This is a genomic window from Acidovorax sp. 94 (assembly GCF_003634645.1).
GTDB lineage: Bacteria > Pseudomonadota > Gammaproteobacteria > Burkholderiales > Burkholderiaceae_C > Acidovorax > Acidovorax facilis.
In genome coordinates this window covers 4,397,592-4,420,517 of sequence record NZ_RBJA01000001.1, presented here as the reverse complement: position 1 = coordinate 4,420,517, position 22,926 = coordinate 4,397,592, and the positions used below count along the sequence as shown (strand labels likewise).

The following is a 22,926-nucleotide window of genomic DNA, read 5'->3' as shown; positions in this document are numbered from 1 at the left end:
TCCTTATTCTGCTTATGAATTAAGCAATGATCTTGGCCACGACGCCAGCGCCCACGGTACGGCCGCCTTCGCGGATAGCGAAGCGCAGACCTTCTTCCATGGCGATGGGGTTGATCAGCTTCACAGTGATCGACACGTTGTCACCAGGCATGACCATTTCCTTGTCGGCTGGCAGCTCGATGGCGCCGGTCACGTCGGTCGTGCGGAAGTAGAACTGAGGGCGGTAGTTGTTGAAGAAGGGCGTGTGACGGCCGCCTTCGTCCTTGCTCAGAACATACACTTCAGCGGTGAAGTGGGTGTGGGGCTTGATCGAGCCGGGCTTGCACAGCACTTGGCCGCGCTCCACATCTTCGCGCTTGGTGCCGCGCAGCAGCAGGCCGACGTTGTCGCCAGCTTGACCTTGGTCCAGCAGCTTGCGGAACATTTCCACGCCGGTGCAGATGGTCTTTTGCGTGTCGCGGATACCGACGATTTCGATTTCTTCGCCGACCTTGATGATGCCGCGCTCAACGCGACCGGTCACCACGGTGCCACGGCCGGAGATGGAGAACACGTCTTCCACGGGCATCAGGAAGGCACCGTCCACAGCGCGCTCTGGCGTGGGGATGTAGGTGTCCAGCGCTTCAGCCAGCTTCATGATGGCTTCTTCACCCAGCTTGCCCTTGTCGCCTTCCAGGGCGAGCTTGGCAGAACCACGGATGATGGGGGTGTCGTCGCCTGGGAAGTCGTACTTGTCCAGGAGTTCGCGCACTTCCATTTCGACGAGTTCGAGCAGTTCTTCGTCGTCCACCATGTCGCACTTGTTCAGGAACACGATGATGTAAGGCACGCCCACTTGGCGAGCCAGCAGGATGTGCTCGCGGGTCTGGGGCATGGGGCCGTCAGCAGCCGAGCACACCAGGATAGCGCCGTCCATCTGGGCTGCGCCGGTGATCATGTTCTTCACATAGTCGGCGTGGCCAGGGCAGTCCACGTGGGCGTAGTGGCGGTTGGCCGTTTCGTATTCCACGTGGGCGGTGTTGATCGTGATACCGCGGGCCTTTTCTTCGGGCGCTGCATCGATCTGGTCGTATGCCTTGGCTTCGCCGCCGAACTTAGCAGACAGCACGGTAGCGATGGCCGCCGTCAGCGTCGTCTTGCCATGGTCCACGTGGCCGATTGTGCCCACGTTGACGTGAGGCTTGGTCCGTTCGAATTTACCTTTTGCCATTTTGAATCTCCAAAGAGCAATGCCTGTGTTGGGGTTTAACGTCTGCACCCGATTGCTGGTTCGTCCCGCACAGGGCAACAGGACGGCACCGGATCGCAGATTGCAAGAATTTTGCTACTGTTTTAATAGCCGCTAGCGCTTTATAGAGAAGCGCTAACAGCCAATCTGACTTAAAAACAAAGAGGAAAGACCTGCCCAGGGCAGACCTTTCACTCGACGCGCTTACTTGGCGCGTGCAGCCATGATGGCTTCAGACACGTTGCGCGGTGCTTCGCTGTAGTGCTTGAATTCCATCGAGTACGTAGCGCGGCCTTGCGTCGCGGAGCGCAGCGAGGTCGAGTAGCCGAACATTTCGGACAGCGGCACTTCAGCGCGGATGGCCTTGCCACCGCCCGGGATGTCGTCCATGCCCTGGACCATGCCACGGCGAGAGGACAGGTCACCCATCACGGTACCAGCGTAGTCTTCCGGCGTTTCCACTTCCACAGCCATCATGGGCTCCAGAATGACCGGGCCGGCCTTGCGGCAGCCTTCCTTGAAGCCGAAGATGGCAGCCATCTTGAACGCCAGTTCGTTCGAGTCCACATCGTGGTACGAACCGAAGTGCAGCGTGACCTTGACGTCCACCACGGGGTAGCCAGCCAGCACGCCTTGCGTCACGGCTTCGTTGATACCCTTTTCCACGGCCGGGATGAATTCGCGAGGAACCACACCACCCTTGATCGCATCGACGAACTCGATGCCCTTGCCGGCTTCGTTGGGTTCGATCTTGAGAACGACGTGGCCGTACTGGCCCTTACCGCCGGACTGGCGCACGAACTTGCCTTCGGCTTCTTCCACCGTCTTGCGGATGGTTTCGCGGTAGGCAACCTGAGGCTTGCCCACGTTGGCTTCCACGCCGAACTCACGCTTCATGCGGTCCACGATGATTTCCAGATGCAACTCGCCCATACCGGCGATCAGCGTCTGGCCCGATTCTTCGTCGGTCTTCACGCGGAAGGATGGATCTTCTGCAGCCAGGCGCTGCAGTGCGATGCCCATCTTTTCCTGGTCGGCCTTGGTCTTGGGTTCCACGGCCTGCGTGATCACAGGCTCAGGGAACACCATGCGCTCCAGAATGATCTGCGAGTCGATGTCGCTCAGCGTTTCACCGGTCGTCACGTCCTTCAGGCCCACGCAGGCAGCGATGTCGCCGGCACGGATTTCTTCGACTTCCTGGCGCTCATTGGCGTGCATCTGCACGATACGGCCGATACGTTCCTTCTTGCCCTTGATGGGGTTGTAGACGGTATCGCCCTTGCTCAGAACGCCGGAGTACACACGCACGAAGGTCAGCTGGCCCACGAACGGGTCGGTCATCAGCTTGAATGCCAGGGCCGAGAACTTCTCGTTGTCATCCGCCTTGCGGGTGACGGGGTTTTCGTCTTCATCGGTACCCGTCACGTCAGGGATGTCCGTCGGTGCTGGCAGGTAGTCGATCACGGCGTCCAGCATGCGCTGCACACCCTTGTTCTTGAACGCGGTGCCGCACAGCATCGGGTGGATTTCCGTGGCGATGGTGCGCGTACGCAGGCCGAACTTGATTTCAGCTTCGGAGAGGTCGCCCTCTTCCAGGTACTTGTTCATCAGCTCTTCGGAGGCTTCGGCAGCGGCTTCCACCATCTTCTCGCGCCATTCCTTGGCAGATGCGACCAGGTCGGCTGGAATTTCTTCGTAGGTGAACTTCATGCCCTGCGAGGCTTCATCCCACAGAATGGCCTTCATCTTCAGCAGATCGACCACGCCGGTGAACTTGTCTTCGGCGCCGATTGGGATCACCACGGGCACAGGGTTGGCCTTCAGGCGCAGCTTCATCTGCTCGTAGACCTTGAAGAAGTTGGCACCGGTACGGTCCATCTTGTTCACAAAGGCCAGGCGAGGCACCTTGTACTTGTTGGCTTGGCGCCAGACGGTTTCCGACTGGGGCTGCACGCCACCCACGGCGCAGTACACCATGCAGGCGCCGTCGAGCACGCGCATCGAGCGTTCCACTTCGATAGTGAAGTCCACGTGACCGGGGGTGTCGATGATGTTGAAGCGGTGCTCTTCGTAGGAGTTGTCCATGCCCTTCCAGAAGCAGGTCGTGGCAGCCGAGGTGATCGTGATGCCGCGCTCTTGTTCCTGCTCCATCCAGTCCATGGTGGCAGCGCCGTCGTGCACTTCGCCAATCTTGTGGCTCACGCCCGTGTAGAACAGGATACGTTCGGTGGTCGTGGTCTTGCCAGCGTCAATGTGGGCCGAGATACCGATATTGCGGTAGCGCTCGATGGGAGTCTTGCGAGCCATGGTGGATCCTTGGATGGGTCGTGTTATTCAGGGGAAGGGCCCAGCATTGTGGCGCTGCGACCCGTCAATTTTGTGACCACCTCAATCGCCACAAGGCTGCAGGCAAAATTGCCGGCAGCCTTGCGCTTGGCGACGAGGGCAGTTCGTCGATTTAGAAGCGGAAGTGGCTGAATGCCTTGTTGGCTTCGGCCATGCGGTGCACTTCGTCACGCTTCTTCATGGCGCCGCCACGGCCTTCGGTGGCTTCCAGCAGTTCGTTGGCCAGGCGTTGGGCCATCGACTTCTCACCGCGCTTGCGGGCGGCTTCCTTGATCCAGCGCATGGACAGAGCCAGACGACGGACAGGGCGCACTTCCACAGGCACCTGGTAGTTGGCACCGCCCACGCGGCGGGACTTCACTTCGACCATGGGCTTCACGTTGTTGATGGCAACAGTGAAGGCTTCCAGCGGGTCCTTGTCAGGGTGCTTCTTCTCGATCAGTTCCAGGGCGCCATAAATGATGCGCTCTGCAACCGCCTTTTTGCCGCCTTCCATGATCACGTTCATGAATTTGGACAGCTCTACATTGCCGAACTTGGGATCCGGCAGGATTTCACGTTTGGGGACTTCGCGACGACGTGGCATTTTTTACCTCTATCTTTGCTTCAGTTGGCATCTTTTCAGACACCGCGAGAGCCAATCAAGGACTCCCACTTACTCGACCCGCGCAGAACACCTGCGTTTGGGGCCACTACGCTGCTTCACCGCGCCACGCGGGAGACAGCACCGAAAATTCTTTTGTGCAAAAGCGCAGGGCTTACTTGGCCTTGGGCTTCTTGGCACCGTACTTGGAGCGCGACTGCTTGCGGTCTTTCACGCCTTGCAAGTCGAGCGAACCACGCACGATGTGGTAACGCACACCGGGCAAGTCCTTGACACGACCGCCACGAACCAGCACCACGCTGTGTTCTTGCAGGTTGTGGCCTTCACCGCCGATGTAGGAAATGACCTCAAAACCGTTGGTCAGGCGCACCTTGGCAACCTTACGCAGAGCGGAGTTAGGCTTCTTAGGCGTCGTGGTGTACACACGGGTGCACACGCCGCGGCGCTGGGGAGAGTTTTCCATCGCAGGGCTCTTGGACTTGATCTTTTCGACCTCGCGCCCCTGACGGACTAGTTGATTGATGGTTGGCATGAATACGTCCCTAAACGTAAAAAACGAAAACGTGAAACCCTTCGGAATTTCCGAAAAGCCTTCTAATGTAGCAGCAAGGCCCTGAACGGGCAAGCGCTACGCGGTTTTCCTTGGAAACCCAGGCTCAAGATGGAGACCCACAGCCGCCGAAAGCGCGCGGCCAAGCCAGAACCGCCGCGCTGGCGGTGCCCCCCCCCTTTCTGAATGGCGCAGCCATTCAGAAAGGGGTGAAGACGCAGCAGCGCCTCAGGGGGATGTTCCTGCTACTTTATCCAGAGCCGGATGGCATCCCATGCACGGCCCAGGATGCCCGCCTGTTCCACGCCTTCCAGCGCGACCAGCGGCACTTCCGCCACAGCCTGTTCGCCCAGGAGTACCTTCAGGGTGCCCACAGACTGCCCCTTGGTGAACGGAGCAACCAGCGGGTCGGGGCGCGCAATCTGGGTGGTGATCTTGCCTGCACTGCCTGCGGGCACGGTCACCACGATGGCCTCATCGCGGCCGATCTTGAGGGTGTTTTCCGTACCCTTCCAGACAGCGGGCGTGGCGACGGGCTTGCCGGCGTCAAACAGCTTGACGGCTTCAAACGCGGTATAGCCCCAGTTCAGCAGCTTCTGGCTTTCGTTGGCGCGCGCATTTTCGCTGGCCGCACCGAGCACGATAGACAGCAGGCGGCGCTGGCCCACGCCGGGGAATTCACGCTTGGACGTGGCCACCAGGCAGTAGCCTGCGGCTGCGGTGTGGCCGGTCTTGAGGCCGTCCACGGTCGGATCGCGGAACAGCAGAGAATTGCGATTGCTGCCGTTCGATGCAGGCGTGCCGGGGTAGCTGTACTGCTTGGTGGAGTAGTAGTGCATGTACTCCGGGAAATCCTTCATCAGGCGCGTGGCGAGAACGGACAGGTCGCGCGCCGTGGTGAGGTGGCCGGGCTCGGTCAGGCCTTCGGGGTTCTTGTAGCTGGTGCCGCTCATGCCCAGGGCCTTGGCCTGGTCGTTCATGAGCTTGACGAAGTTTTCGTACGTGCCGCCAACGCCCTCGGCCAGCGCTACCGTAGCGTCGTTGCCGGACTGGACGATCATGCCCTTGATGAGGTCTTCCACCGGCACCTGCATCTTGGGGTCGATGAACATGCGCGAGCCGGGCATCTTCCAGGCGCGCACGCTCACGGGCAGCTTCTGGTCCAGCGTAATTTTCTTGGCGCGCAGCGCGTCAAACACCAGGTAGCCCGTCATGAGTTTGGTGAGCGAAGCCTGCTCCACCGGCGCGTCAATGTCCTTGGCGGCCAGCACCTGGTTGGCCGTGACGTCCACCAGCATATAAGTGCGCGCGGCAATTTCAGGAGGCTGGGGCGCCTGGGCATAGGCGCCGAAAGCGGCAGGGGCCACTGCAGCAAAGACGGCCAGGGATCGCAGCGCGGACAGGATTCGTTTCATGGGCAATAAGGGGCTGGAAAGGCTCGGAAAAGAGGAAAAAGAAACAGCAGAAACTGCTGGGAGGCGACCAGGAGGGGCGGGTTGCAGCCAACCCAAAGTCAGACGCAGGCTGGGGTGGCTCAGCCTTGCGATTGCAGGTGGCGCACCACCAGATTTTTCAGAAGCGGCAATTGTCCGTGAAAGAAATGCCCCCCTGCGGGAATGACTGTGACAGGCAGTATCTGGGGCCGCGCCCAGTCCATCACAGCGGCCAGCGGCACAGTGTCGTCGTGCTCGCCGTGCACGACCAGGGTGCGCAGATGGGCATCGGGCGGCACCGGGGCAACGGCAAAACGGCTGGCTGCCGTGCCCACCAGCACCGCCTGGTTCACGCGACCCTGCGGCCAGAGGGCGGCCAGCGCATGGCTGGTGACAAATGCGCCAAACGAGAATCCCGCCAGCGCAATCCGCTGGCCAGCGGCAGCGGGCGCTACCTGCTCCACCACGGCCAGCAGGTCCTGCAGCTCGCCCTGGCCTTCGTCGTACACGCCTTCGGTTGCGCCCACGCCGCGAAAATTGAAACGCACGGCCGTCCAGCCACACTGCACAAAGGCGCGCGCCAGCGTCTGCACCACCTTGTTGTCCATGGTGCCGCCAAACAGCGGATGGGGGTGGGCAATGATGGCCACGCCACGGGGCGCAGCAGCACCGTCGGCCAGCGCGGCAGCGTCACGCACGGCCTCGATGGCGCCTGCGGGGCCGGACAGGGTCAGGCGTTCGGTCTGGGCATTCACGGATTTACTACCAAATTAATAGCTGCTTGCGCTTGATGGATAAGCGCTAGCAGCCAAAATAATTCAAAAATGGATCGACGAGACGGATGGAGGCGCATTCAGCGGCCAAGTTCCGCCGGCGTGACCAGGCGCTCCACCACCTGGCCGTTTTTCAGGTGCGATTCGACGATCTCGTCAATGTCAGCCGCGTCCACATAGGTGTACCAGGTGCCCTCGGGGTAGACCACCGCGACAGGGCCGCCCGCGCAGCGGTCCAGGCAGCCGGCCTTGTTCACGCGCACCTTGCCGGCCCCCGCCAGGCCTGCAGCCTTCACCTGGGCCTTGCAGCGGTCAAAACCCGCCTGGGCGTTGTGGTGGGCGCAGCTGTCCTCACCATTGGTGCGTTCGTTCAGGCAGAAGAAGATGTGGCGCTGGTAGTAGCCGGGCGCTGCGGCCGGTGCGGGGGTGGTGTCGCTCATGGCTGCATTTTACGAACCCACGCGTCCACGATGTCGGCGCTGCGCTGAATGCGACTCAGGAGGAGCCTTCCTTGCGCGACACCCGAAACACCACGTAGATCAACGTAGCGTAGGGCCACAGCCACCCCAGCCACTGGCCCAGGCCGTAAAAGCGGATGAACCGGCCCTGCTCCCAGATCTGCAGCGTCTGCGCAAAGTAGGCGCTGGTGGGCGCCTGGTTGAGCAGCGCCAGGTGCCAGACCAGGGCCACCAGCAGCACGGCAGCGCAGGCACGCCGAGGCAAGGCCAGCAGCAGTACCGCCAGCGCCAGCGCGCCCCACACGCCCACGCGCGTGGGCAGGCCCATCCATTCCCAGGCATGCACGGGACCCCAGCTCAGGGCGGCCGACAGCGCGGTGAGCGTGACGCCCACGGCCACTACACCCAGGGCAAACAGCGCCCGCCGCCCCACATGGCGGATCACGCAGTAACCCAGCAGGCACGGGGCCAGCAGGCCCAGCGTCACACACAGCAGCTCCCCACTGGGCGAGAGCGGGTCGAGCGCAGCCTCGCGCAGCGGCAGCCAGTCCAGAAACGGGGTGTCGGCCAGCACCTCGATGAGCGCCGCTTCCAGCCGCTCCAGCACCTGCCCCAGCCCGAACGGCACCGCCGCCGGGAACAGCAGCGCCAGCGGCCACAACGCCAGTAGGACGATGGCGCCGCTGGCGTCCTGCACAAACCAGCGGCCCTTGAAATCGCTCCAGCGGTCGATGGCGCCCAGGCGCTCCAGCAGCGCGGCGCTCAGCGCCCCCGCCAGGGTGCCCGCCGCGTTGAGCAGCAAGTCCAGATTGGAGGGCACACGCCGGGGCAGGTAGATCTGCAGGAACTCCATGACCAGTGACAGCAGCATGCCCACCAGCGTGGCCAGCAGCACCGCGCCCCGCCCCCAGCCCGAGCGCAGCATGGCCAGCACCAGCAGAAAACCCAGCGGGGCATACCCCACAACATTGGTGGCAATGTCAAAACCCGTCCAGTACGGCGGGGGCAGCGGCGCCAGCAGGAAGACCAGGGGGTCAATGCCCTGGGCGCGCCAGCCGTCAAACGGGAACAGGCTGGCAAAGACGATGAGCACTGTATAGATCAGCGCAAGAGGCCAGGCGGAGGTCTTGGACACCAGCGTCAGCTCTGCGCGTTCAGAATGGCTTGACCACCACCAGCACCACCGCCACCAGCAGCAGCAGCACCGGCACCTCATTGAACCAGCGAAACCACACATGGCTCCTACGGCTGGTGCCGTCGGCCAGCTTGCGCAGCACCACGCTGCAGGCGTGGTGGTAGCCGATCACCAGCAGCACCACCGCAAGCTTGGCGTGCATCCAGCCATTGCCGGGGCCCCAGCCGATGCCGTAACCCATCCACAGCCACAGGCCCAGCGCCAGCGCAGGCACGGCCAGCAGCGTGGTAAAGCGAAAAAGCTTGCGTGCCATGAGCAGCAGGCGGTCGCGCTCGGCGGCTGAGCCCGGCGCCACCATCGCCAGATTGACGAAGATGCGCGGCAGATAGAAAAGGCCAGCAAACCAGCTGGCCACGAAGACGATGTGAAAGGCTTTGACCCAGAGCATGGGGGCAGTTTAAGGGCCTGTGCGGGCCACCCGAGGCCGCACCAAAAAAAAGCCCGGCAAATCCGCCGGGCCGGGAAAGCCTGTTTTGCATCGCTGCAACCCGAGGCCCCGCTCAGGGAGGGAAAGCGGGGGGCGGCAAGCCGCCCGGCGCCAATTTAGCACCGGGCATCGGGTGTTACAAGCGGCATTTCTACAGGGCGCAGTGCGGGCGACCTGGGCATCGGCAAGGGGCGCTCCCCATGCCAGTGCACCCGTGGATCCGGCTTCGCCGGTCCATGGGGTGCGCCCCCGCCGCGCAGCGGCTCAGGGGGATAATCTCGCGATGCACCTCCAAAGCCCCGCCCCCTTCCCCCAGAACCGCCCGCGCCGCCTGCGCCGCGATGCTTTTACCCGCAACCTGGTGCGCGAAAACGCTGTGACGCCGCACGACCTGATCTACCCCGTGTTTGTGCATGAAGGCAGCCAGCGCCGCGAGGCAGTGACCTCCATGCCCGGCGTGGACCGCCTGAGCCTGGACCTGCTGCTGCCCGTGGCCGAAGACTGCGTGAAGCTGGGCATTCCGGTTCTGGCGCTGTTCCCGGCGATCGACCCGTCGCTCAAGACGCCCGACGGCAAAGAGGCCCTGAACCCCGACGGCCTGATCCCACGCGTGGTGCGGGCGCTGAAGAAGGAATTCCCCGGCCTGGGCGTGATGACCGATGTGGCACTGGACCCGTACACCAGCCACGGCCAGGACGGCGTGCTGGACGAGACCGGCTACATCATCAATGACGAGACGGTGGAGATCCTCACCGGCCAGGCGCTCACGCACGCCGAGGCGGGTGTGGACATCGTCGCGCCCAGCGACATGATGGACGGGCGCATCGGTGCCATCCGCGAGGCGCTGGAGGTACAGGGCCATATCCACACCCGCATCATGGCCTACAGCGCCAAGTACGCCAGCGCCTTCTACGGCCCCTTTCGCGACGCCGTGGGCACGCGCGGCGCCCTGGGCAAGGCCGACAAGAATGTGTACCAGATGGACCCCGGCAACAGCGACGAAGCCCTGCGCGAGGTGGCCATCGACATCGCCGAAGGCGCGGACATGGTGATGGTCAAGCCCGGCATGCCGTACCTGGACATCGTGCGGCGCGTGAAGGACGAGTTCAAGGTGCCCACCTTCGCCTACCAGGTCAGCGGCGAGTACGCCATGATCAAGGCCGCTGCCGCCAATGGCTGGCTGGACCACGACGCCGTGATGATGGAAAGCCTGCTGGCCTTCAAGCGCGCAGGCGCCGATGGCGTGCTGACCTACTTTGCGCGCGACGCGGCTCGTTTGCTAACAAAATAATAGCTAGCAGAGCTTTATGGACAAGCGCTAGAGGCACTTTTCATTCAAAACCGGGTTCATGCGCATCTTCCACATCCACAACGGCGGCGTGCAGGAGCTGACCGCGTTGCCCGCTCAGATGCCCGCCCAGGGTTTTGTCTGGATCGCCTGCGGGCGCCCCGCCTTCCAGGCGCGGCTGGCCGAGATCCAGGCGCGCCTGCAAACCCTGGTGGGGCTGCAGCTGGTGGACCTGCACGTGTCCGACCTGCTCAACGCGCAGCTGCCCTCGCACTACGACTACACCTCGCAATATGACCTGCTGGTGTTTCGCCGCCTGGCCACCGCGCAGGGCGACACCGTCGACTCGCCCGTGGAAGGTGACAGCCCCGCCAGCCCACTCAAACGCAGCGGCCCACCGGTGCTGCGCCGCATCGACACCAGCCCGGTGGGGTTTGCGGTGTTCGACCAGCTGCTGCTGACCGTACATCCCGCAGACTGCGCAGTGCGCGACGCCTATGCGGCCCGTCTGCTGGCATCGCTACCCACCAGCAACGGCACCGAAGGCCGCAGCAGCCCCGTGCCCGGCGCCCGCGTGCCCGCCAGCCCGGCCGACCTGATGCTGCGCGTGGTGAACATGATGGTGGACCGCTATCTGGACCTGCGCCGCGAACTCACGCGCCAGCTCGACCACTGGCAAAACGAGCTGCTCAAGCCCCGGGCGCGGTATGTGAACTGGAGTTCGCTGCTGGAAGCACGGCTGGCCCTGCACAAGCTCGACGAGATCTGCGAAGACCAGCGCACCGCCGTGCAGGACTGGATCGATGCGCTGGAAACCTGGGCCTTGCCCGACACCCCGGCTGGCCTGCGCGAGCTGGACCTGCTCAAGGTGCGCAGCCGCGACGTGCTGGAGCACATCGAGCGCGTGGTGCACCACGTGCGGCGGCTGGAGCAGAGCACCGAAACCGCCGTGCAGATGCATTTCAGCGTGCAGAGCAACCGCACCAACGACATCATGCGCACGCTCACGGCGCTCACCGCCGTGTTCCTGCCGCTCAATCTGATAGCGGGCATCTTCGGCATGAACTTCGAGTTCTTGCCGCTCATCCACAAGGCCGATGGGTTCTGGTGGGCGTTGGGCTCGATGGTCTTCATCGCCCTGTCGCTGGTGATGCTGTTCTGGCGCAAGCGGTATCTGGCGAGGACGAGGTGACCGTGCTCGCGAAGGCACTCAGCTGACGAAGCTCTCCCAGTCAGACATTCTTCGCACCAGAGTCCACGCAGCCGTCAACCCGCCAACGCCAGGGCCAGTGGTTGTCGTGCGCGAAAAGCCCATTTCGGCCCCAGACGGAAGGCCTCCAGCCTGCGCGAGGAAGCGGTAGCAAAAAAGAGGTCTTCGGACAAATGGAGGCGTTCAAATACCCGCCGCTGGCGCACCGAGCGGCGGCGCAGATCCCCCTCAAAGGCATTGCCGTCACCGCGCGATTGTTCGAACAATGCTGCCGCGCGCGCAAGGTTCTGCAGTGCCAGGGGCGTCAATGCCGGCACGGCACGCGGTGCGGACAAACGGGCCTGCGCGATAAACGGGTTTTGCCCCACCAGCAAACCCCATGGCCGACGGCCCTCGACGGGGTCGACACTCAAGGCTTCCAGCTTGGTCAAACCGAAGTCGCGCGCCAGCGTCAGCCGCACGGCCAGCCAGGGATCGGCTTGACGCACTTGCTCAATCGCCTCGCGCGCCACGGATTCACTCCCCTGCAGCGGAAGCACCAGTGAGCCCAACAGGCGCTGCGCGTGCGCATCGCCCTGGTTGGCAGCGGCATGCAGCCACGCAATGGCCTGCTCCGACTCCACCACCGAGTTCGACGCGCGCAGTATCAAAGCCCCCAGCTTGCGCTGCGCCTCGGACTGCCCGGCCATGGCCGCTTTCTCCAGGAAGAAGCGGGCCATCTGCGGGTTGGATACCGACGAGCGGTGGTCTGCATGCGTCGCGTACAAGGCAAGCCATGCATCGTCCCGGCCCGCGTCCGCAGCGCGCAACAACAAGGCCACGCCTTTGCGCAGGTTCAGCGACGTGGCCAGCCGCGCTGGCGCCAGCGTGCCGCTGTCAATTCCGCAACGCGCACGGCCCAGCAGGCACGCAGCGTCCCGATCCCCGCGTACGACAGCCAGCTCCAGGCTGGCCTCAATCTGGTCAGGTGCCAGCCCGCGCAAGGAGTGTTTCTCGCGCTCGGCCCACAAGACCGCCGCCACGACCAGGTCCGACAGGGCGTGTGTCAAGCGCGGCGCCACCATCAGCGCCACCCGCAGGCAATCGACCAGCTGGTCCAGTCCCCCTTCTTCACGCGCCTGGCGCGCAGCGATCACCGCGACCTGCACCACGTCCACTGCGGCGCTGGATTGGATCGATTCCACCATCGCCTCCAGGGCGCGGTCCGAGCGTGCACCCTCCACGGCCGCCATGACCTGGCAGGCCTCGACGTGCCCGGCTGCAGCGGCAGTCTCCAGCCACGACTGCCCCGCCGTGACGGAGCTGCGCGTCAACGCCATCCACACGCCCAGCTTGAACTGCGCCAAGGGGCGTCCCGCAGCGGCAGCCTTGTGCAATGCATCTTCCTGTTTCAGGTCCAGCAAGTCCTGCAGCGGCAAACTCTCTGCAATGGCACACGCGGTTTCTGGCAGCTCTCGAACGCTGGGGTGTGAGAGGTACTCGATCCCCGTGGCCACATGGCGCGGGAAGCCATCGCCCCCCACCAAATAACGCCGGCCCGCTTTGCTGCGGGCGGCGGGATCGCCCTGGCGGGCCAGGGTCAGCAATTGAATGTCTTGTCGGCGCATGCTTGGCTCTCTTCAATGTGTTGCGGGGGCGGCACACTGAAGCGGCCTTTAGAACCTGTTCAAAATCTTTTCGGGGATCGCATTGGAGTGCAATCGGGATGAGTGGATGCCTCGGCTGCTTGCATGGGCGCATGCCCATGCAAGCAGCCGAGGCGTCCAATCGCCCGATTTCACTCCAACCCTTCGGGCAAGTCCCTTGCCGGGCGGTCTGCGGCGTTGCGGCGCTTGTGGATAGCCAAGCTATCCACTGCGCACCGCGCCTTGCATCCCATCCCGGCAAGGGACTTGTGCGACCCTGAAAAAATCTTGAACAGGTTCTTAGCACGCAAACTGGCAAACACCCCCTGCTTTGGACAGGTTTGAAGAATAGAAACGCACGCCTGACAGCGGGATTGCGCGCACATGACATCTCTGTAATGAACCGCCTGGCCTGCCCGCGACCCATGCAAAAAAGCCCGCATCCCCTGGGGGATGCGGGCCAATCGTTTACCTTGGAGACAATTGCCCATCGCAATGGGCAAGAGGAAGACCGCCTGGGGTCTTAGAACGTGTGGCGCAGGCCGAAGTCCAGGCCCTTGGAGTTGTCACCTGCACTGGTCTTGGCACCGTTCAGTGCAAGCGCAGAACCGTTCTTGTTCTTCAGGTACGCGAAGGTGGTGTACAGGGCAGTGCGCTTGGACAGGTTGTGCACGTACCCCACGGCAAACTTGTTCGCCTGCACATTGGTGTCCTGAACGCTGACGCGGGACCACGAAGCGCGGACCAGACCAACGCTGCCCACGGGAGCCGTTGCGCCGATCATGTAGTGGCGAGCCTTCTCGTCGCGGGCCTTGGACTCATCCTGCCCAGCTTCAACCAGCAGCTTGGCCACCCCGAAATCGTAAGAACCTCCGATGTTGGCATTCGTCACGTCGCCATACGCACCAAGGCTGGACACCGAGCCGTAGCTCACGCCCACATTGAGGGGGCCGTTTTCATAGCCAGCGCGCAACCCATAACCATTGCCGTCATTGGAGCCATTGGCGGCCTCGCCACGGTAGTACTGCACCTGGCCAAAGAACCCACCCAGATTCCTGGGCGTGAAGTACGACACGGAATTGCTGGTACGCGTCTGCATGGCGTAGCCGTAGTTGCTGCCCAGCGAAGTCGTCTTCAGAAGAGCGCCGACGCCGTTGTCGCCGAATGCGTCATAGATGTTGTTGTAGGTCGCAGTGAAATCACGGCCCAGGCGAACTTCGCCCCAGAGGTCATCCATCAAGCTGATGGTCGAGCGGCGGTTGAAGTTGAAGGTGTTGCCGACGCCAGTACCGTCGTCCAGGTTGTAACCGGCTTCCAGCCAGAAGCCAGCCTTCATGCCACCACCAAGATCTTCAATACCTCGGAAACCGAGGCGGTTGGAAGCCAGACCACCGCTGCCCACGCTGGTCCGGTTCGTCTCACTGCCGCGGCCCACCTGAACCGCCACGTCGGCCACGCCAAACAGCGTGACAGACGATTGTGCATAAGAGGTTGCGCTGATGGCTGCAAGCACAGCCAATGTGGCGAATTTTTTCATGGTCATCCTTGTTAAGTGGGTTCAATCGGAGTCATGTCCCACGCCTTGTTGGCAGGACATGGTGCAAGCGTAGGCACTGCACCCTCGTGCCCACAGACCGCAGAGCGCAACCACGGGGGACACGCATGCGTCCCCCCCTCGGTTTGGGACAACGCCGTTTCACAGGTGCCACATTCCCTCCGAACTGAAAGGCTGTTGGCGATCCCCGGGAGGCACACAGCGGTTTGGCGGGATGGGTACGCCAGACACGGTGTGCAATAGATAGATAGCCTGGACTTGCAAAACCGCTGCAAAAGCAGAGACCGGCTGCAAACACCACGGCCCGAAAGGTTGCCGCGAAATCGGGTGAGGAGACACAACCGCTGATTGCGCAAGGGCTAGGGACCCTCTGCACAAATCACCGCGCCGTGTGCAGCTGCAGTCTCGGGCGGTCTGCGGCGTTGCAAAACCTCGCAATAGCTGCGGCTATTGCTGCGTTTTGCGCCTTGCAGCTCATCCCGATCCGCAGCGCCCACTTGCCGCTCGATTCGTGCAGAGGATCCCTAGCGCAAACGGCGCACCCGAAGCATCCGCGAGGATCATGGTCGCGCTCCAGACCAATCCTCCCGCGAGACCGCACACAAGCACTCACGACTGTTCGTGAATTCGCAACAGTGCATTTCGATCCAGCAAGCTTCTCAAATCCACACGCACCTTCAACAATCCACCAAAGTCAATCCGCAGCTTCCCTCCATCCGTCTGCACTCCACCTTTTCTGTCCCTTGAGAAACCGCCGGGATCTCGTCACATGCGCTTGCTTTCCATTGAAGACGAACGATCAACCGCCGCTTACCTGCAAAAAGGCCTGACCGAGCATGGCCATGTTGTAGACACGGCGTTCGACGGTGTGGAAGGCCTGCACCTGGCCACCTCAGGGCATTACGACCTCATCCTGCTCGACGTGGGGCTGCCCGGCGCCAGCGGCTGGGATGTGCTGCAGGGCATTCGCACACAACAACAGACACCGGTGTTTTTCATATCGGGCCGCGACGAGGTCGAAGACCGCGTCAAGGGGCTGCTGCTGGGTGCCGACGACTACATGGTCAAGCCCTTTGCGTTTTCCGAGCTGCTGGCACGCATCCAGGTGGTCGCGCGCCGCCGTGCACCCATGTCCGCACCAGAGGGCGTGCTGCGCGTGGGCGAGCTGGAAGTCGATACCGCGCGCCGGCGCGTCAAACGGGGCGCGCTGCGCATTGACCTCACCACCCAGGAGTTTGTTCTCCTGGACTATCTGGCCCGCCATGCCGGCCAGGTCGTATCGCGCACCCTGATCGCGCAGAACGTGTGGGACATGCACTTTGACAGCGACACCAATGTGGTTGATGTGGCGGTGCGCCGACTGCGCGCCAAGATCGACGAGCCCTTCGCCGAAAAACTCATTCACACCGTCAGGGGCGTCGGCTATGTCCTCGAACTCCGAAACAACGCCTAGGGCGAGGACTTTCCTGCGGCGCTCTCTGCCACTGAAGATCGCGCTGGCGATTTCTTTGATCACCCTGCTGTTGATCACGGCCAGCTTCTGGATGGTGATCTACCTGCTGGGCCAGGATTTCAACGACCTCCTGCCGCTGCTCGCTAGCAACGGAGGCATGGTCCATATCCCTGCAGAGGATTTGCACGCGCGGGGCCATGCCTTTGCCCTGCGCTCATGGCGTGTGTTTGCCATCACGCTGGGCGTCGGCGCGCTGGCCGCGAGCCTCTTCGCATGGTGCACCGCCAAGCTCATCCTGTCCTCGGCCCACCGCCTGGCCAACACGGCCAACCGCATCAGCGCCCATGCCTTGCACGAACGGCTGGCCCCCGAGAACAATATTGCCGAGCTGGAACCCGTGGCCCGGGCGTTCAACAACATGCTCGACCGGCTCCAGGATTCCTTCACCCGCCTGTCGGGTGTGTCGTCCGACATTGCGCACGATCTGCGCACTCCCATCCACCGTCTCCTGATGGTCGCGCAGGTCACGCTGGACCGTCCCCGCAGTGCGGACGAATACCGTGCGGTGATCGAGTCGGCTGTGCCAACGTATGAGCGCATGGGGCGGATGATCGAGAACATCCTGTTCCTCGCGCGCGCCGAGAGCCAGCAAAGCGCCGTTCATGCCACCTTCATCCCGCTGGAGCAACGGCTAGGGGCCATCGCAGCCTTCTTCGAACTGCTCGCCCAGGAGCGGGGTTTGGAGCTGGCGCTCCAGGTAGACCAGAGCGCCCACGTCTGGGCTGATGACACCCTGCTCACCCGCGCCACCGGCAACCTGCTGACCAATGCCATTCGCCACGCCCGCCCAGGCAGCACGGTTGTGCTCTCAGGATCGGTGGCATCAAATGGCGGCTGCCATATTTCGGTCTCTAACGAGGGCGAACCCATCGCCCTCAAGCACCAGGCCAGGATTTTTGAACGCGCATACCGGGTTGAAAGTCCGAGCAACGAACAAGCACCCGGCGTTGGCCTGGGGCTGGCCATCGTAAAAAGCACCATGGAATTGCATGGAGGCTTGGTCTACGTGCGCAGCGCCCCAGGCCATCCGACGGTGTTCACCCTGTGGTTCCCGCCACCACCGCCGCGTGCACCGGAGGCTGGGCCATCACGCGGGCGCATCAGCCGGTAGCACGGGGTGCGATCGGGCGGGGACCTTGGGTCGCAAGATCAGCGCGGCGCCTGGACGCCGAACAACCCCGCCCCGTTGTCCCACGCCACCTTGCGCGCCACATCGGTAGGCAATCCACCCAGCCACTGGCGGTAGCCCTGCATCAGGCTTTCGTAGTGCTGCCAGCGCTGGTTGACCCAGGTGTCCGAGCCGATCACGAAGCGCGTGGGGTACTTGAGCAGCAGCGCACGCCAGGCGGGGCACAGCTGGTTGTCGTCGCAGACCAGGCCCGGGCGGTACGAGAGTTCGCCCACCAGGCCGGGGTAGCGCGCCATCAGCGCATCCACCCGCTCCACGGGCGCACCGCCGATGCCGGTGTGGGCCCAGATCAGGCGCGCCTTCTGGCCCTTCGACGGTGTGTGGGCCATCAGCAGGTCGATGGCCACATCGTCCACATGGGCCAGCACCACCAGGTCACGCTCTTCGGCCAGGACCATGAGCTTTTTGGCGACCGGGCCGTCGGCATTGGCGCTGTCGTACAGGTGGAACTCGCCAATGCCCCGGTAGGGCCCGGCCGCCGTGCCGCGCGCCAGCTCGGTCTGCACCATGGTGTAGATGCTCTCGTCGGCAAACCAGCCGGTGTAGTCCGCCCGGTTGCGGTACAGCCGCACAAAGGGCACGACGGTGACGCCCGCCTCGCGCGTCTGCGGCAGGCCCGCCAGCGTGAGCGAACCCGCATTGGGCCGCGAATTGGCAACGATGGCACGCACGCCGCTGGCCTTCATGCGCGCCAGCACATCGGCGGGCGGGTGGGGGCCGGTTTTGCCGTCCCACGCTTCCTCGTTGTAGTGCAGGTGCGCGTCGAACAGGGGGCCGGTGTAGTCGGCCGCATGGGTCTGAAATCCAAATGCTATTAAAACAATAGCTGCTATCGATTTACAGGCAAGCGGTAGCGGCCAAATTTGCCTCAAAACCTGGATATACGTCGAACTCGCCATGGCGGCCTCCAAACATTGAGCAGTTCATCGCTGCGCCCTGGCGCCTGCAATGGGCGCGCCCCCGCCAGAGACGCCAAGCAAGGGCCGCCCCGCAGCGACGGCGTCGTCCCCCCTGGGGGAAGGCGCGCAGCGACTCAGGGGGGATTCCAATTCATGCGAGGTGCTTGTCGAAGAACGCCAGGGTGCGGTCGCGTGCCGTCATGGCCGCAGGCTCGTCGTAGCTGCCGCGCTGGTCGCAGTTGAAGCCATGGTCGGCGGCGTAGATGTGCACCTCGGCTCCCGGCTGCGCGCGGGCAAAGGCCTGCACGCTGTCCACGGGGATCCAGTGATCGCGCTCGCCAAAGTGAGCCAGCACAGGCACGCGCGGCTGGCGCGCAGCTTCGTCAGGGCTGGTCATGCCACCACCGTAATAGGGCACGGCGGCCGACAGGCCGGTAAGCGTACAGGCCGCACGCCAAGTGAGAAGCCCACCCCAGCAAAAGCCCACGATGCCCACCTTGCGGCCGCTTTGCGCGGCGGCGTAGTCGATGGCGGCCTGGATGTCGGGCATCACGCCAGGGGCGGGCAGCGCCTCCACCGCCGCTTTCAGGCCCATGCCAGCCTGCATGTCGTCGCCGGTGTAGCCCAGGTCCACGCCGGGTTTCACGCGGTGGAAGGTCGAAGGCGCCACCGCCAGGTAGCCACGCGCCGCAAAGCGGTCGGCCACGGCGCGAATGTGGGAGTTCACGCCAAAAATTTCCTGCAGCACCACCACGGCGCCACGCGGTGCGGCATCGGGCTGGGCCACCCAGGCCGGAAATACAAAACCGTCACCCGAAGTCAGATCGACAAACTGTCCCATGCTGCAATCTCCTTGATAAAAATGCGCCGGAGTGGAGGTGTGCCTGCTGCAAACCGCTGCCCGCAGCACCCAGAACCTGTTCCAATGCGCCATTCTTGCAGGAGACCCCGATTTCATGGACAAGATCGTCTTAATCACCGGCGCCAGCCGAGGCATTGGCGCCGCCACCGCCCAACTGGCCGCGCGCCAGGGCTGGGCGGTGGCGGTGAACTACCAAGGCAACCAGGCCGCCGCCGATGCAGTGGTGCAGCAGATCCGCGCCGCAGGCGGCACCGCGCTGGCCGTGCAGGCCGATGTCGCCGACGAGGCCCAGGTGCTGGCCATGTTTGCCACCGTGGATACACAACTCGGGCGCATCACCGCCCTGGTGAACAACGCGGGCGTGGTGGACACCACCCAGCGGGTGGACGAAATGAGCGTGGCGCGTCTGCGCCGCATGTTCGATATCAACGTGATCGGCAGCTTTGTCTGCGCCCGCGAGGCCGTGCGCCGCATGAGCACCCGCCACGGCGGCGCGGGCGGCAGCATCGTCAACGTCTCCAGCGCCGCCGCGCGGCTGGGCGCGGCCCACCAGTATGTGGACTACGCGGCGGCCAAGGGCGCCATCGACACCTTCACCATCGGCCTGGCACGCGAGGTGGCGGCCGAAGGCATCCGCGTGAACGCCGTGCGCCCGGGCCTGATCGAGACCGACATCCACGCCAGCGGCGGCCTGCCCGACCGCGTGCGCGACCTGGCCCACCAGGTGCCCATGCAACGCGGCGGCACGGCCGAAGAAGTGGCCGAGGCCATCGTATGGCTGATGTCGGATGCGTCGCCCTACACCACCATGTCATTGCTTGAAGTCTCTGGAGGACGCTGATGGACCTGAAACCTCTTATCACCCTGCTGGCCATCGTGAACCCGCTGGCCATCGTGCCGTTTTTCATCCACTACACGCAGGGCTTTTCGTACCCGCAGCGGCGACGCACCATACAGGTGGCCAGCTTCAGCGTGTTCTGCGTGATTGCAGCCTGTGCGCTGCTGGGCCTGCAGATCCTCGACTTCTTCAACATCTCGCTGCAGAGCTTCCAGGTGGGCGGCGGCATGCTGCTGCTCATCAGCGCGATGAACATGCTCAACGCCCAGCCCGCTGAGGCCAAGCCCAGCACCAATGAGTACGAAGAAGGGGCCGAGAAGGCAGCAGCGGGCAGCAGCATTGCCGTGGTGCCGCTCACCATCCCGCTGCTCACCGGCCCAGCCAGCATGTCCACGGTGGTGATTTACGCCGACCGCGCACAGACCTTCTGGCAGCACGCCGCGCTGGTGGGCTACGGCGTGGTCATCGCGCTGGCCACGGCCGTCTGCTTTGCGCTGGCCGACCCCATTGCGCGCGTGCTGGGCAAAACCGGCATCAATGTGATGACCCGCCTGATGGGCCTCATTCTGGCTGCGCTGGCCGTGGAAGTGATGGCCGACGGGCTGGGCAAGCTGTTCCCCATCCTCGTCGCACGCTGACCCTCCATGTCCGCCCGCCTGTTGCTGCTCGAAGACGATCCCGCCATCGCCCGCACCGTGGCCTATGCGCTGGAGCGCGATGGCCTGACCGTCACGCACAGCCTGCTGGTACACGATGCGCGCCAGCAACTGCAGCGCGCCCGTTTTGACCTGCTGGTGCTGGACGTGGGCCTGCCCGACGGCAGCGGCCTGGACCTGCTGCGCGACGTTCGCAACGCCGCGCCCACCGCCGCCCTGCCCGTGCTGATGCTCAGCGCCCACGGCGAGGAGATCGACCGCGTGCTGGGCCTGGAGCTGGGCGCGGACGACTACCTGACCAAACCCTTCAGCCCCCGCGAACTGGCGGCGCGCGTGAAGGCGCTGCTGCGCCGAGCGGGCAACGGGAACGGCAATGGCCACCCGGCAATACCCGCCGCCACGGCCTCCGCGCTGTTCCTCGACGACGAGACGGGCCAGCGCATCAGCCTGCGCGGCCAGGCCCTGCCGCTGACCCGGCGCGAATACCGCCTGCTGTCCCACCTGTTGCGAGGCGCAGGCCGCATTCATTCGCGCGACGCGCTGCTGGCCGCTGCCTGGGGCGACGACAGCGAGAGCACCGACCGCACGGTGGACACCCATATCAAGACCCTGCGCGCCAAGCTGCGCGAGGTGGACCCGGGGCGCGAGTACATCAGCACGCACCGGGGCATGGGGTATTGCATCGATTTTTAAAACCCCATTGGCCCCAGTCGATGGAGTCGATGACATCACACGCACTCATAGGTAGAGCGGGCCCTTGCAAGGCATCCCGCCCCAGCAGGCACGAGCACTGGCGTGCAGGCCACGGCCGCATGCCACCGAAAACTGAGAAATGCTCGGGCCGGAGGGCTGGACAGGCGGACTATCTGGCGGGGTAGTGTGTAGGGCCTGAGCGGCGCAGCACACGGATGCCCTCCGCTCTGCAAGCCCTCAGAAACGATGGCGAATCGACAGTGCCAGGCTATTGACGTCTTTTCCGGGCGCTGCCGCAACGCCACCCAGGAATCCGTTGCCGCCCAACATGTCTTGCGACGTGTTTTTGTTGTTCAGGTGTGTGAGTACGGCATTCAGGTCGGTGCGCTTGGACAGTGCATAGGTGTAAGCCACCCCATACGAAGCGCGATCCGCATTGAACGGGCGTTTGTCGTTCATGTTGTTGTAGGCCACGGTCACGGCGTGCACGCCGCTGGTGATGCGGTAGCCAACCTGGAACAGGCGTGCGTCTTGCCGGAAACCCTGAATGAAGGCGTTTTGCACCAGACCGGCCACTGGTGCCGTGGCAGGGTTGGCAGACAGGACTGCGGAAATGCCGGACAGGTTGGTGGGATGGTCGTCCTTGATGACGCTGAATTGGCCCGACAGGGTGCCCGGCCCGACATCCAGCGTCGCGCCGAGGACAGCGGTCGTCAGCGACTTTTCACCCAGTTCGTTGTTGCGTGTGTTGTAACCGCCGCCGAACGAATAGCCGTTGCCGTTGTACATGGCCATGGCACCCCACAGCCGCCCCGCGCTCGACCGACCAGCGACTTCCCCGGCTGCGTACATCGCGGTGGCGGTGAATCCGTTCCATTGCAGACCGTACTGGAGTGAGTTGCTCACGCGGATATCGAACGAAGCCGGAATCGCCACCAACTGTCCCAGTGACAGGCTGGACTCGGTCTTCATCGCGTCAAAGTTGGCGTTGGCCAAGTAGCCCGGTGTGTACTGTCGCCCGAACGTGAAGGCACCGAACGGGGTGATCAGACCGGTGAATACTTGCCGATCAAAGAAGTTGTTGCCCAAGTTGACGCCCACGGAACTACCGATCTGGGCGGCCACTGCGGAGACAGCAGGCTGAAGCGCAGCAGGCAGGCCCAACGATCCAGCGTTGCTGAGTCGGTCCGGCAGCCGACCTTGGGAAATGGGGCGGTTGCCCAGTGCGCCGGTGTCTGCTTCGAGCCGCGATTCGAGCGTGAAGACGACGCGGTATCCACCGCCCAGGTCTTCATTTCCCTTGAATCCGAGGCGCGAACCTTGCATGTTCCCACTGGTAAGGCTGGTCTTAGAGCCGCCGGGTGCTCCGGTGACATGTTGGATGCCAACGTCGACGATGCCGTACATCGTCACACTGCTCCCGTCAGCCGCGCTTTGCGCCATGCCAAACGACGAAAAGCACCCAAGCACGGCCGCTGAAAGGGCACGCATTTTGTTCATAACTTGTCTCCTGTTGCTGCATGAAATTGGCAGAAGCCCACGCCACACCGTGGGCAGCTCCGGGTTCAGCCTAGGTGACATGTC

21 protein-coding genes are annotated in these 22,926 nt (G+C 63.6%); 7 read left to right on the top strand and 14 right to left on the bottom strand.

Features of this window, described 5'->3' with window-relative positions; genetic code table 11:
* Window positions 1-19: 19 nt before the first annotated feature.
* From tuf to C8C94_RS20290, 9 genes are all read right to left on the bottom strand, one after another.
* Window positions 20-1,210: an elongation factor Tu gene (gene tuf / locus C8C94_RS20330; protein WP_056642984.1), complete on the bottom strand. Its 1,191-nt coding sequence runs from the start codon at window positions 1,208-1,210 to the stop codon at window positions 20-22.
* Between the two features lie 222 nt (window positions 1,211-1,432).
* Window positions 1,433-3,535 (bottom strand): elongation factor G, encoded by a 2,103-nt coding sequence (gene fusA, locus C8C94_RS20325; RefSeq protein WP_121422000.1) that lies wholly within the window; start codon window positions 3,533-3,535, stop codon window positions 1,433-1,435.
* Between the two features lie 151 nt (window positions 3,536-3,686).
* Entirely contained in the window at window positions 3,687-4,160 is a 474-nt protein-coding gene (gene rpsG, locus C8C94_RS20320) for a 30S ribosomal protein S7 (protein WP_005798541.1), read from the bottom strand.
* A 172-nt stretch (window positions 4,161-4,332) separates the two neighbouring features.
* Window positions 4,333-4,710 (bottom strand): 30S ribosomal protein S12, encoded by a 378-nt coding sequence (gene rpsL / locus C8C94_RS20315; RefSeq protein ID WP_007851137.1) that lies wholly within the window; start codon window positions 4,708-4,710, stop codon window positions 4,333-4,335.
* Between the two features lie 263 nt (window positions 4,711-4,973).
* Window positions 4,974-6,143, bottom strand: a complete 1,170-nt coding sequence (locus tag C8C94_RS20310) for a D-alanyl-D-alanine carboxypeptidase family protein (RefSeq protein WP_121421999.1) — start codon at window positions 6,141-6,143, stop codon at window positions 4,974-4,976.
* Window positions 6,144-6,262: 119 nt separating this feature from the next.
* Entirely contained in the window at window positions 6,263-6,916 is a 654-nt protein-coding gene (locus C8C94_RS20305) for an alpha/beta hydrolase (protein WP_121421998.1), read from the bottom strand.
* Window positions 6,917-7,014: 98 nt separating this feature from the next.
* Window positions 7,015-7,374 (bottom strand): ferredoxin, encoded by a 360-nt coding sequence (locus C8C94_RS20300; protein ID WP_121421997.1) that lies wholly within the window; start codon window positions 7,372-7,374, stop codon window positions 7,015-7,017.
* 55 nt (window positions 7,375-7,429) lie between these two features.
* The gene (locus tag C8C94_RS20295; RefSeq protein WP_233573530.1) at window positions 7,430-8,527 is read right to left on the bottom strand and encodes a VanZ family protein; all 1,098 of its coding nucleotides are present in this window, start codon (window positions 8,525-8,527) and stop codon (window positions 7,430-7,432) included.
* A gap of 19 nt (window positions 8,528-8,546) precedes the next feature.
* On the bottom strand, window positions 8,547-8,975 hold the full coding sequence (locus tag C8C94_RS20290) for a CopD family protein (protein WP_121421996.1): 429 nt from the start codon (window positions 8,973-8,975) through the stop codon (window positions 8,547-8,549).
* 322 nt (window positions 8,976-9,297) lie between these two features.
* Here C8C94_RS20290 and hemB point away from each other — a divergent pair, with 322 nt between their 5' ends.
* Window positions 9,298-10,305, top strand: a complete 1,008-nt coding sequence (gene hemB, locus C8C94_RS20285) for a porphobilinogen synthase (RefSeq protein WP_121421995.1) — start codon at window positions 9,298-9,300, stop codon at window positions 10,303-10,305.
* Between the two features lie 58 nt (window positions 10,306-10,363).
* On the top strand, window positions 10,364-11,494 hold the full coding sequence (locus C8C94_RS20280; protein ID WP_121421994.1) for a magnesium transporter CorA family protein: 1,131 nt from the start codon (window positions 10,364-10,366) through the stop codon (window positions 11,492-11,494).
* 74 nt (window positions 11,495-11,568) lie between these two features.
* Here C8C94_RS20280 and C8C94_RS20275 read toward each other — a convergent pair whose 3' ends face one another.
* On the bottom strand, window positions 11,569-13,119 hold the full coding sequence (locus tag C8C94_RS20275; protein ID WP_147433290.1) for a tetratricopeptide repeat protein: 1,551 nt from the start codon (window positions 13,117-13,119) through the stop codon (window positions 11,569-11,571).
* A gap of 541 nt (window positions 13,120-13,660) precedes the next feature.
* Window positions 13,661-14,674 (bottom strand): porin, encoded by a 1,014-nt coding sequence (locus tag C8C94_RS20270; RefSeq protein WP_057228604.1) that lies wholly within the window; start codon window positions 14,672-14,674, stop codon window positions 13,661-13,663.
* A 787-nt stretch (window positions 14,675-15,461) separates the two neighbouring features.
* Between C8C94_RS20270 and C8C94_RS20265 the strand changes: the two genes are divergently transcribed.
* The gene (locus tag C8C94_RS20265; protein ID WP_121421992.1) at window positions 15,462-16,145 is read left to right on the top strand and encodes a heavy metal response regulator transcription factor; all 684 of its coding nucleotides are present in this window, start codon (window positions 15,462-15,464) and stop codon (window positions 16,143-16,145) included.
* 55 nt (window positions 16,146-16,200) lie between these two features.
* The gene (locus C8C94_RS20260) at window positions 16,201-17,316 is read left to right on the top strand and encodes a heavy metal sensor histidine kinase (protein WP_158603838.1); all 1,116 of its coding nucleotides are present in this window, start codon (window positions 16,201-16,203) and stop codon (window positions 17,314-17,316) included.
* 38 nt (window positions 17,317-17,354) lie between these two features.
* Here C8C94_RS20260 and C8C94_RS20255 read toward each other — a convergent pair whose 3' ends face one another.
* Both C8C94_RS20255 and C8C94_RS20250 read right to left on the bottom strand, forming a co-directional pair.
* Window positions 17,355-18,293, bottom strand: coding sequence for an amidohydrolase (locus C8C94_RS20255; protein WP_233573529.1), 939 nt, complete (start codon window positions 18,291-18,293; stop codon window positions 17,355-17,357).
* Between the two features lie 151 nt (window positions 18,294-18,444).
* On the bottom strand, window positions 18,445-19,134 hold the full coding sequence (locus C8C94_RS20250; protein ID WP_055402028.1) for a dienelactone hydrolase family protein: 690 nt from the start codon (window positions 19,132-19,134) through the stop codon (window positions 18,445-18,447).
* A 115-nt stretch (window positions 19,135-19,249) separates the two neighbouring features.
* Here C8C94_RS20250 and C8C94_RS20245 point away from each other — a divergent pair, with 115 nt between their 5' ends.
* Genes C8C94_RS20245 through C8C94_RS20235 form a run of 3 tightly spaced genes read left to right on the top strand, consistent with a single transcriptional unit; the run spans window position 19,250 to window position 21,342 of the window.
* The gene (locus C8C94_RS20245; protein ID WP_121423008.1) at window positions 19,250-19,996 is read left to right on the top strand and encodes an SDR family oxidoreductase; all 747 of its coding nucleotides are present in this window, start codon (window positions 19,250-19,252) and stop codon (window positions 19,994-19,996) included.
* A complete protein-coding gene (locus C8C94_RS20240) occupies window positions 19,996-20,631 on the top strand; it encodes a MarC family protein (protein WP_055402029.1) in 636 nt (211 codons plus the stop codon). Before C8C94_RS20245 ends, C8C94_RS20240 begins: the two co-directional genes overlap by 1 nt.
* A 6-nt stretch (window positions 20,632-20,637) precedes the next feature.
* On the top strand, window positions 20,638-21,342 hold the full coding sequence (locus C8C94_RS20235; RefSeq protein ID WP_121421990.1) for a response regulator: 705 nt from the start codon (window positions 20,638-20,640) through the stop codon (window positions 21,340-21,342).
* A gap of 237 nt (window positions 21,343-21,579) precedes the next feature.
* Here the strand turns inward: C8C94_RS20235 and C8C94_RS20230 are convergent, their stop codons facing one another.
* On the bottom strand, window positions 21,580-22,842 hold the full coding sequence (locus C8C94_RS20230; RefSeq protein ID WP_121421989.1) for a porin: 1,263 nt from the start codon (window positions 22,840-22,842) through the stop codon (window positions 21,580-21,582).
* Window positions 22,843-22,926 lie beyond the last annotated feature (84 nt).

Coding starts and splice junctions, on each gene's coding strand:
- tuf (WP_056642984.1), bottom strand. CDS start 1,210: ATGGCAAAAGGTAAATTCGAACGGACCAAGCCTCACGTCAACGTGGGC.
- fusA (WP_121422000.1), bottom strand. CDS start 3,535: ATGGCTCGCAAGACTCCCATCGAGCGCTACCGCAATATCGGTATCTCG.
- rpsG (WP_005798541.1), bottom strand. CDS start 4,160: ATGCCACGTCGTCGCGAAGTCCCCAAACGTGAAATCCTGCCGGATCCC.
- rpsL (WP_007851137.1), bottom strand. CDS start 4,710: ATGCCAACCATCAATCAACTAGTCCGTCAGGGGCGCGAGGTCGAAAAG.
- C8C94_RS20310 (WP_121421999.1), bottom strand. CDS start 6,143: ATGAAACGAATCCTGTCCGCGCTGCGATCCCTGGCCGTCTTTGCTGCA.
- C8C94_RS20300 (WP_121421997.1), bottom strand. CDS start 7,374: ATGAGCGACACCACCCCCGCACCGGCCGCAGCGCCCGGCTACTACCAG.
- C8C94_RS20290 (WP_121421996.1), bottom strand. CDS start 8,975: ATGCTCTGGGTCAAAGCCTTTCACATCGTCTTCGTGGCCAGCTGGTTT.
- hemB (WP_121421995.1), top strand. CDS start 9,298: ATGCACCTCCAAAGCCCCGCCCCCTTCCCCCAGAACCGCCCGCGCCGC.
- C8C94_RS20280 (WP_121421994.1), top strand. CDS start 10,364: ATGCGCATCTTCCACATCCACAACGGCGGCGTGCAGGAGCTGACCGCG.
- C8C94_RS20275 (WP_147433290.1), bottom strand. CDS start 13,119: ATGCGCCGACAAGACATTCAATTGCTGACCCTGGCCCGCCAGGGCGAT.
- C8C94_RS20270 (WP_057228604.1), bottom strand. CDS start 14,674: ATGAAAAAATTCGCCACATTGGCTGTGCTTGCAGCCATCAGCGCAACC.
- C8C94_RS20265 (WP_121421992.1), top strand. CDS start 15,462: ATGCGCTTGCTTTCCATTGAAGACGAACGATCAACCGCCGCTTACCTG.
- C8C94_RS20255 (WP_233573529.1), bottom strand. CDS start 18,293: ATGGCGAGTTCGACGTATATCCAGGTTTTGAGGCAAATTTGGCCGCTA.
- C8C94_RS20250 (WP_055402028.1), bottom strand. CDS start 19,134: ATGGGACAGTTTGTCGATCTGACTTCGGGTGACGGTTTTGTATTTCCG.
- C8C94_RS20245 (WP_121423008.1), top strand. CDS start 19,250: ATGGACAAGATCGTCTTAATCACCGGCGCCAGCCGAGGCATTGGCGCC.
- C8C94_RS20240 (WP_055402029.1), top strand. CDS start 19,996: ATGGACCTGAAACCTCTTATCACCCTGCTGGCCATCGTGAACCCGCTG.
- C8C94_RS20235 (WP_121421990.1), top strand. CDS start 20,638: ATGTCCGCCCGCCTGTTGCTGCTCGAAGACGATCCCGCCATCGCCCGC.
- C8C94_RS20230 (WP_121421989.1), bottom strand. CDS start 22,842: ATGAACAAAATGCGTGCCCTTTCAGCGGCCGTGCTTGGGTGCTTTTCG.